General features: G+C 38.4%; 6 protein-coding genes and 2 pseudogenes. 5 read left to right on the top strand and 3 right to left on the bottom strand.

The window, feature by feature from the left end; all coding sequences use genetic code 11:
* The 4 genes and pseudogenes from ES765_RS21090 to ES765_RS21080 all read left to right on the top strand — a co-directional run.
* Positions 1 to 127: pseudogene (locus ES765_RS21090) on the top strand (OsmC family protein); the annotation flags it as partial.
* 11 nt (positions 128 to 138) lie between these two features.
* A pseudogene (locus ES765_RS22815) lies at positions 139 to 651 on the top strand (3-hydroxyacyl-CoA dehydrogenase NAD-binding domain-containing protein); the annotation flags it as partial.
* Positions 652 to 654: 3 nt separating this feature from the next.
* Positions 655 to 1,002 (top strand): 3-hydroxyacyl-CoA dehydrogenase family protein, encoded by a 348-nt coding sequence (locus ES765_RS22810; protein ID WP_317131450.1) that lies wholly within the window; start codon positions 655 to 657, stop codon positions 1,000 to 1,002.
* 58 nt (positions 1,003 to 1,060) lie between these two features.
* Complete coding sequence (locus ES765_RS21080) at positions 1,061 to 1,315, top strand: 4a-hydroxytetrahydrobiopterin dehydratase (protein ID WP_138116461.1); 255 nt, start codon at positions 1,061 to 1,063, stop codon at positions 1,313 to 1,315.
* A gap of 641 nt (positions 1,316 to 1,956) precedes the next feature.
* Here the strand turns inward: ES765_RS21080 and glpK are convergent.
* Both glpK and ES765_RS21070 read right to left on the bottom strand, forming a co-directional pair.
* Entirely contained in the window at positions 1,957 to 3,447 is a 1,491-nt protein-coding gene (glpK, locus tag ES765_RS21075; protein ID WP_138116459.1) for a glycerol kinase GlpK, read from the bottom strand.
* A 68-nt stretch (positions 3,448 to 3,515) separates the two neighbouring features.
* The gene (locus tag ES765_RS21070) at positions 3,516 to 5,141 is read right to left on the bottom strand and encodes a glycerol-3-phosphate dehydrogenase/oxidase (protein ID WP_138116457.1); all 1,626 of its coding nucleotides are present in this window, start codon (positions 5,139 to 5,141) and stop codon (positions 3,516 to 3,518) included.
* Positions 5,142 to 5,327: 186 nt separating this feature from the next.
* Here ES765_RS21070 and ES765_RS21065 point away from each other — a divergent pair, with 186 nt between their 5' ends.
* On the top strand, positions 5,328 to 6,083 hold the full coding sequence (locus ES765_RS21065) for a DeoR/GlpR family DNA-binding transcription regulator (RefSeq protein WP_138116455.1): 756 nt from the start codon (positions 5,328 to 5,330) through the stop codon (positions 6,081 to 6,083).
* Between the two features lie 588 nt (positions 6,084 to 6,671).
* Here ES765_RS21065 and ES765_RS21055 read toward each other — a convergent pair.
* A complete protein-coding gene (locus ES765_RS21055) occupies positions 6,672 to 7,382 on the bottom strand; it encodes an aspartate/glutamate racemase family protein (RefSeq protein ID WP_138116453.1) in 711 nt (236 codons plus the stop codon).
* Positions 7,383 to 7,850: the final 468 nt, after the last annotated feature.

The following is a 7,850-nucleotide window of genomic DNA, read 5'->3' as shown; positions in this document are numbered from 1 at the left end:
AGTAAATATTCCAGAAGTAAACTTAGAACAAGCCAAAGATTTGGCAGAAAAAGCACATCAAGTATGTCCTTACTCCAATGCTACACGTGGTAACATTGAAGTTGAATTAACTGTAACCAATAATTAAAAAACCAACTTATGAATATCAAAAATATAACTATAGCAGGTAGCTGTGTTTTAGAATCACAGGTTGCGTTCCAAACTGCTTTTCATGGATATGTTGTAATGGTTTACGACATTAGTGATGAAACTTTAGAAAAAGCCAAAACTACTTTTAAGAAATTGGGAGAAGCATATAAAGCTAATTTGAATGCTTCCCAACAACAGATTAATAAAACAATTAAGGGATTAAGTTTTTCTTCAGATTTAGCCGAAGCTGACTTGTTAATTGAATCCGTCCGTTAGAGTCCTGCTATAAAAAAGGATTTTTATAAAAAGCTAGCATCTGTGGCGCAGCAAAAAACGATTTTTGCCAGTAATTTATCTACCATGTTACCCAGCCAGTTTGCCGATTCAACAGATAAGCCAGCTCAATTTGCTGGCTTGCATTTTGCCAACGAGATATGGAAACACAATACGGCTGAAATTATGGGGCATCCTGAGACAGATGCGGACGTATTTGATACCCTTTTAGCATTTGCAAAATCTATAGGAATGGTCGATTTGCCTTTACAAAAAGAACAGCCTGGCCATATTGTTAATTCATTATTTGTTCCTTTATTAAGTGCAGGACTTGACCTATTGGTAAGAGGCGTTGCAGATGTTCAAGCTATTGATAAAACTTGGATGGTGGCAACAGGCTCTCCCAAAGGACCTTTTGGGATTTTGGATGTAGTAGGAATGACCACCGTATATAACATTAACAAAATGGAGGCTGAAAAAACGGGAGATTTAGCGAAACAAGATGTGGTGGATTACTTAAAAGAAAAATTCGTTAATCAAGGAAAATTGGGGGTAACTACAGGCGAAGGTTTTTATACCTATCCGAACCCTTCTTTTTAAGATGCTGACTTTTTAGAAAAAAATTATAATAATAGTTTAAAATAAAAATATTAAAAAAATGACAAATTTAAGTAAACAGGAGATTCAGTACAGAATGAAAGAAATTGATGTTTTGTGGGTTCTAGAAGGTAAATTCATTCATAGAGAAATTATTTTCAAGGATTTTGTTGAAGCATTTTCTTTTATGACAGCAGTTGCAATGATAGCCGAAAAGTCAGAGCATCATCCAGATTGGCAAAATGTGTATAAAGAAGTTAATATTACTCTTAACACCCATGATGCAGATGGACTCACAAAAAAGGATTTCCAATAGGCAAAAGGAATTGATCAGATACTAAAAAACTATGGACAATAATAGTAACCGTTGCACAAGGCATAATTCACCATAAAACGGAGTTATATAAGCTTTTTTTGAGACTTTTTCTCGGTTCTTTTAGAAGTTAAGAGCTAGTTTTCGACACTTTACACAAGCACTAAGTACATATTGGGCTTACTATATTAGACTGTACATTAAGTTGCGGAAACCACAAGGACCTCCGTGAAGGACTTACCGTTCAATCCAACATTCTGTTCGGTAGAAAGATTTGTAAACAATAAAGAACCTTCAATCGTTAGGACTCCCAAGTTATTAAAGCCTAAATAATAACCGTCCGCCGATCGTTCATCCTTCTTTCATATGGGGTGCCAAGCTACGATGGCAACAAAGAGTGTAAATCCTAAAAAAGAGATATTAGCGAGAATTCCAAAAATATTGATTGTTAGTGGTTCTTTGAATTGCGTAGCAAATTTATTTTGATTATTGATGGCGACCATTGGCTTCGAACTAACGAGATAAAGCTTTTTACGTTTAATAACTTAATGCAAACCACCGCATACATTTGCATGGTTTACAACATTGGACTCTAACATTTCTTCTGCAAATGATTTTATATTACAATAATTTTGTTGGTTTACTTATCTTGTCCAATGTTCTAAAGCATCGATAGCCTTATACCATCGTTTAATTCCCGCCTCTATTTCAGTTCTGTTCTTAGTAGGTTTGAAATGTACGTCCGATTGCCAGATTTCTTGGATTTCTTCAATATTTTCCCAATATCCAACGGCAAGACCTGCCAGGAACGCCGCGCCTATTGCGGTAGTTTCCACAACTTTTGGCCTAACGGTAACCGTGTCCAGAACGTCCGCCTGAAACTGCATCAACATGTTGTTTACCGTAGCGCCGCCATCTACCCGCAGTTCTTCGATGGAAATATTAGTGTCCGCTTCCATTGCTTTAAGAATATCCATGGTCTGGTAAGCTATCGATTCCAATGCAGCGCGGGCGATATGTGAGTCCGTGCTTCCCCTAGTAAGACCGAAGATGGTTCCCTGGGCATATTGGTTCCAATGTGGAGCCCCAAGGCCTGCGAAGGCAGGTACGAAGCATACGCCTTCCGAGCTTTCTACGCTATTGGCCAGTTCCTCAACTTCCGAAGAAGTTTTAATGAACTTAAGACCGTCCCTTAACCATTGTACCACGGCACCGCCTACGAATATACTGCCTTCTAAGGCATATTGCGTTTTTCCGTTTATCATCCATGCCACCGTTGTCAAAAGATTGTTCCGGGACAGCTGTGGTTTGTCCCCGATGTTCATGAGCATAAAACAACCTGTACCGTAGGTATTCTTTACCATTCCTTTTTTGATACACATGCTACCGAACAATGCAGCTTGCTGATCACCGGCAATACCTGCTATAGGTATTTCGGCCGCAAAAATGCTCGTATTGGTATAACCATATACTTCACTGGATTGTTTTACTTCCGGCAACATACTCTTGGGTATTGTGAAGAGTTCCAAAAGTTCATCGTCCCAATCCATTGTATTGATATTATAAATCAATGTTCTCGAGGCATTGGTGACATCGGTCACGTGCTTTTCACCTTTTGTGAAATTCCATATCAACCACGTATCTATAGTTCCGAGCACTAGTTCACCCGCATCAGCACGTTTTCTTGCGCCCCTTACATTATCCAATATCCACTTTACCTTGGTAGCGGAAAAATACGAATCCAGTACCAGTCCTGTTTTGGAACGTATTAAATCTAGTTTTCCACTTTCCCTCAATTCGTCGCAGTAGGCGGAAGTTCTCTTGTCTTGCCAAACGATTGCGTTATAAATCGGTTCTCCTGTTTTTCGGTCCCAAACTACAACGGTTTCCCTTTGATTGGTAATCCCTATGGCGGCAATATTGGAAGCGTTCAATCCTTTTTTTATGGTCGCCTCCGCTGCAATACCGGCTTGGGTGGACCAAATTTCCATTGGATCGTGCTCCACCCAACCCGGTTTAGGAAAATATTGGGTAAGTTCTTTTTGTGCAACGGAGAAGATGTTCCCTTTTCTATCGAAAAGAATAGCACGTGAACTTGTTGTACCCTGATCCAGGGCTAGAATATATGTATCCATTTTAGTGTGGTCGGTTATAAGGTTCAGGTATTTTCAGTAAACTATTTATCTTAAGACTGGATTATTTTTTATGTAGTCGCCATTGTTTTATTGGGCGAGCCCTTTGGTAAATCCGTTTCATCCAGCATATAATGACTTGCTATTCCTGTAAAATGTCGTACCTGTTCCAATTCCCAATCTCCGTCCTTGCCCAGTTCCTCCGCCAATATTGCTGCAACAACGCGTGCCGACTCAATGGCGACACGTGCATTCAAGAACAACAGTCTAACCCTACGTGCCAGAACATCCTCTACCGTTCTTGCCATTTCATACCTGGCGGCCCAAACTACTTCCGCTTTTAAGAAAACTGCCTCGGAATGGATTCTTTTTCCAAGTTTAGGTTTTTCATTTATTAGCTCATGTATGCCTTCTTGGTCACTGCCATATACATATAAATGGTCGCTCCTATCATTAGATTCTTTGGCACCATGAATTCTCAAATCTTGGGTAACACAGTGCTTTTTCGGTAACATTTTCAACCGTATGGCATTATCAATGGTGTCCTGCGCCATCCTTCTAAAAGTGGTCCATTTACCCCCTATGACAGAAATCAATCCAGAATTGGAAGTTACTATTTTATGACTTCTTGAAATCTCCTTTGTTTTATCTGTTTTATCCGCTGGTGCGGCCAATGGTCTTAATCCGGCAAAAATACTCAGCACATCCTTTTTAGTTACTTCCTTGGTCAAATATGCATTGGCATTGGAAAGAATGAAGTCGATTTCCTTTTCCAACGCTCTGGGTTCAATACTGTGCTCGTCTATCAAGGTGTCGGTTGTACCTACCACCACCTTTCCATGCCATGGAACCAAGAACAATACCCTACCATCGTCAGTCTTTGGTATCATAATCGCATCCTTACCGGGAAGGAAAGTGCTATCTAAGACCAGGTGAATCCCTTGACTGGGACGTATCATATTTTTTCCCTTTGGATTATCCAACTTCAATATATCGTCCGCGAAAACACCTGTTGCGTTTATAATCACTTTTCCGTTCAGGGTGTATGTTCTATCTGTTTCGCGATCGGTTACCGCTACTCCGCGAATACTACCATTATCCTTCTTCAACAAATCAGTCACCTTAAAGTAGTTTAATAGCGTGGCTCCCTTTTCCAAACAGGTCTGGGCAATATTGACCGCTAAACGAGCATCGTCGAATTGACCGTCCTGGTACACAACACCTCCCTTTAACTTGTCCCTTCTGATTGTCTCGATTCTTTGCAACGTCTTTGATTTGGTCAAAAACGAAGAGTTACCAAGACTGAGCTTCCCTGATAAAAAATCGTAAACTTTTAGACCCGTGGTATAGAAAATAGCGTTCCACCAGCTGTAGCTTGGTATAATGAAAGATTGGTTCTTCGTTAAATGCGGCGCATTTTTCAAAAGCAATCCTCTTTCGTAAAGAGCCTCTCTTACTAAATCTATATTGCCCTGAGCCAAGTAACGTACACCGCCATGTACCAATTTCGTACTTCTACTAGAGGTGCCTTTCGCAAAATCGGATTGCTCAACTAGCAGCGTCTTGTAGCCTCTCGTTACTCCGTCCATAGCGATACCTAATCCCGTTGCGCCACCACCGATTATTATAAGGTCCCAATCCGTCTCGTTTTCTAAATGTGCTGTGATGACCTTCCTATCGAAAACACTATGATGCATTTGTTTCGTTTTATTTCATTTATGCTACAAATATATAAAATTATACCCATTATGAAAGTAAACGTAAACGAAACCTGTTAATTAAATGGATTAAGATATAATATTTGAGAATTTATCAATTTGCTCAATAGTTTTAATTCCGAATAATTTCGTTTGATCCCTTATATTTACACAAATGTTATTCTTATGAAAAGGCATCAATTGATTCTCGATCGACTGAATCAGGAGAAACATATAGAGGTATCGGACCTGTGCATTTTCCTCAATGTATCTGCGGTCACTATTCGTAAAGACCTAAAGTTATTAGAGGGGAAGGGTCTTTTGTTCAGAACTCACGGGGGTGCATCCTTAAAGAACCCTTATGCGAACGATAGGTCGGTTATCGAAAAGGAAAAAATATTCATTACGGAAAAGTCGGACATTGCACAAACTGCAGCAGAACTCATACTGGATAACGATTCTATACTCATTGCTTCTGGAACTACCGTACAGGCATTGGCTAAAGCTATAAATCCAGATAACGTTTTGATGGTGGTAACATCCTCTTTGAACATCGCAATGGAGCTTAGTATACATAAAAATATAAGAGTGTTACAATTAGGTGGATTCGTAAGACAAAGTTCATTTTCTGTCACGGGAGACCATGCAGTGCAAATCTTGGAAAATGTGTCCTGTAGTAAATTATTCATAGGCGTTGACGGCATCGATCTGGAATATGGCCTTACTACCTCGAACCTAGAGGAGGCCGCCCTTAACCAGAAAATGATGGCCTCCGCCAATAAGCTGATCGTATTGGCCGATTCCTCAAAGTTCGGCAAACGAAGTTTCGCCAAGATATGCCCATTATCCAGAGTGGATCTACTTATAACGGACAGTGGTGTATCTCCACAGATGTTGAAAAAAATTGAGGAGAAAGGGGTCACTGTAAAGATTACCTCTTAAAAAGAATTGAAATCCTTTTTATTTCAGTCTAACCTATTATCGTATTAAGTCTGGGAAGATAACTACGTTGACCTGATAAATTTATTTTTCACTGTCTTGACATTCCCCACTTTTATTGAAATTCCAAGAGAATACTAAATTTAATTATACTGTTACTATAGGCCTCAAGTAAATATTCTTCGTTTTAGAGTTAAAACTTTTCAAAGAAATCAAATACAGGCTTGTTCTTCACAAAATCTGCATTTTGTAAAGAGTTTGGAAGTTTATATCAGAATTCAATCCTGTCCTAAATAAATTCAGGCCGCATAAGCCCTATCCATTTTACTGGCTTTATGGTTTAAATATATTGATTTTCAAAAAAGAACCCCTTGTACATATAACTTTGGTGGCGGTTGCTCTTTGACAAATGGATTGTCAAGCCATTTATGTAGCTCTACTTTCACAAAGAGATTTAATCTTATAAATACTACTAAATTTGATAAATACCAAGGGTGTTTGGCCTGAGTTTTTAATACTTTTAAGATTAGAATGGTTATAAGTGCCGTCCAAATTTGTATCATCTCCGCATTATATCACTAGTAATTAATTTTATACGGCTTTGTTGGCAACTGGCCTTCCCCTTTCCAACGCAAAATTTATTATATCTTCTACGTGAATTTTAGTTGTATCGAAGACAGGAAAATTAAAATTCTTTTGTTCAATTAGCATAGGTATTTCATTGCAACCTAAAACAATTCCTTCAGCTCCTCTTTCGACTAACTTATTAGCATAATTAATAAATTTCTCCTTTGATTCTTTAGTTACAATTCCTTTGCCTAGTTCATTTTTGACAATATTTTGTATTATTTCAATATCTTTTTTATCTGTTGGGATAATTGTTTCTATGTCGTATTCTTTCAGTTTATCACGGTAAAAACCCATTTCCATTGTGAATTTAGTCACTAATAATCCAACCTTGCTCAATTTTCTCCTATTTATTTCCTTTGCAGTTGCAGATACAATATGAATAATTGGAATGTCAATTTTTTCTTGAATTTCGTCTGCAAATAGATGCGCTGTGTTTGCACATAAAACTATGGCATCTACATTGCTTGAGACTAAACTTTTGCAAGCATCAAAAATAAGGTCAAAAGAATTTGTCCAACCTTTATTTTGAACGTCTGAAAAATTTAATGAATATATAATACATTCCGCAGAATTTAAGCCACCTAATTTTGAATTAATACCTTGATTAAAGAATCTATAATAATCCAAAGTTGAAGTCCAACTAATTCCTCCTATAAGTCCAATTTTTTTCATTCTATTTTCTGGACTTGCAACAAAAAAGTGGACAATTAGTTAAGAGTCATGCTGCTACTTTTTGATTAAATGTTTAAAATTAAGAAGCATTCGTGCGATCGGTACGACCGAGCATGAATACGGTGTTAAACTACTCCGGGTATGTGGCTACTGAGTTTCCTATGGGTTTATATGGATTGGGTTGGAGGTTTTAAGTGGCATCTGCGTTGATGCTTTAGCAATTACCGTAACTACATTAAACGCAGTTTAGCCAAACCATTGTGCTTTATTACGACCCGTCCTGAATGAACCACTATGGACTTAAAGGTCCATAGTTTCGGGCCCGTGAATTAAATTCACCTAATGGTTATTGCTCTAGTATGAAATTACTGCTTTGGCCATCGTCAGGTCTTCGATGGTGCTCCAAATACTCGTTCACCATTTCATCCGTTATATTTCCCGTGCTCCAGCATCCATATCCGATGCCCC

The sequence above is a fragment of the Maribacter sp. ACAM166 genome, assembly GCF_005771495.1.
GTDB lineage: Bacteria > Bacteroidota > Bacteroidia > Flavobacteriales > Flavobacteriaceae > Maribacter.
This window is presented reverse-complemented; position numbering and strand designations above follow the sequence as displayed.

Coding starts and splice junctions, on each gene's coding strand:
- ES765_RS21080 (WP_138116461.1), top strand. CDS start 1,061: ATGACAAATTTAAGTAAACAGGAGATTCAGTACAGAATGAAAGAAATT.
- ES765_RS22810 (WP_317131450.1), top strand. CDS start 655: ATGGTCGATTTGCCTTTACAAAAAGAACAGCCTGGCCATATTGTTAAT.
- glpK (WP_138116459.1), bottom strand. CDS start 3,447: ATGGATACATATATTCTAGCCCTGGATCAGGGTACAACAAGTTCACGT.
- ES765_RS21070 (WP_138116457.1), bottom strand. CDS start 5,141: ATGCATCATAGTGTTTTCGATAGGAAGGTCATCACAGCACATTTAGAA.
- ES765_RS21055 (WP_138116453.1), bottom strand. CDS start 7,382: ATGAAAAAAATTGGACTTATAGGAGGAATTAGTTGGACTTCAACTTTG.
- ES765_RS21065 (WP_138116455.1), top strand. CDS start 5,328: ATGAAAAGGCATCAATTGATTCTCGATCGACTGAATCAGGAGAAACAT.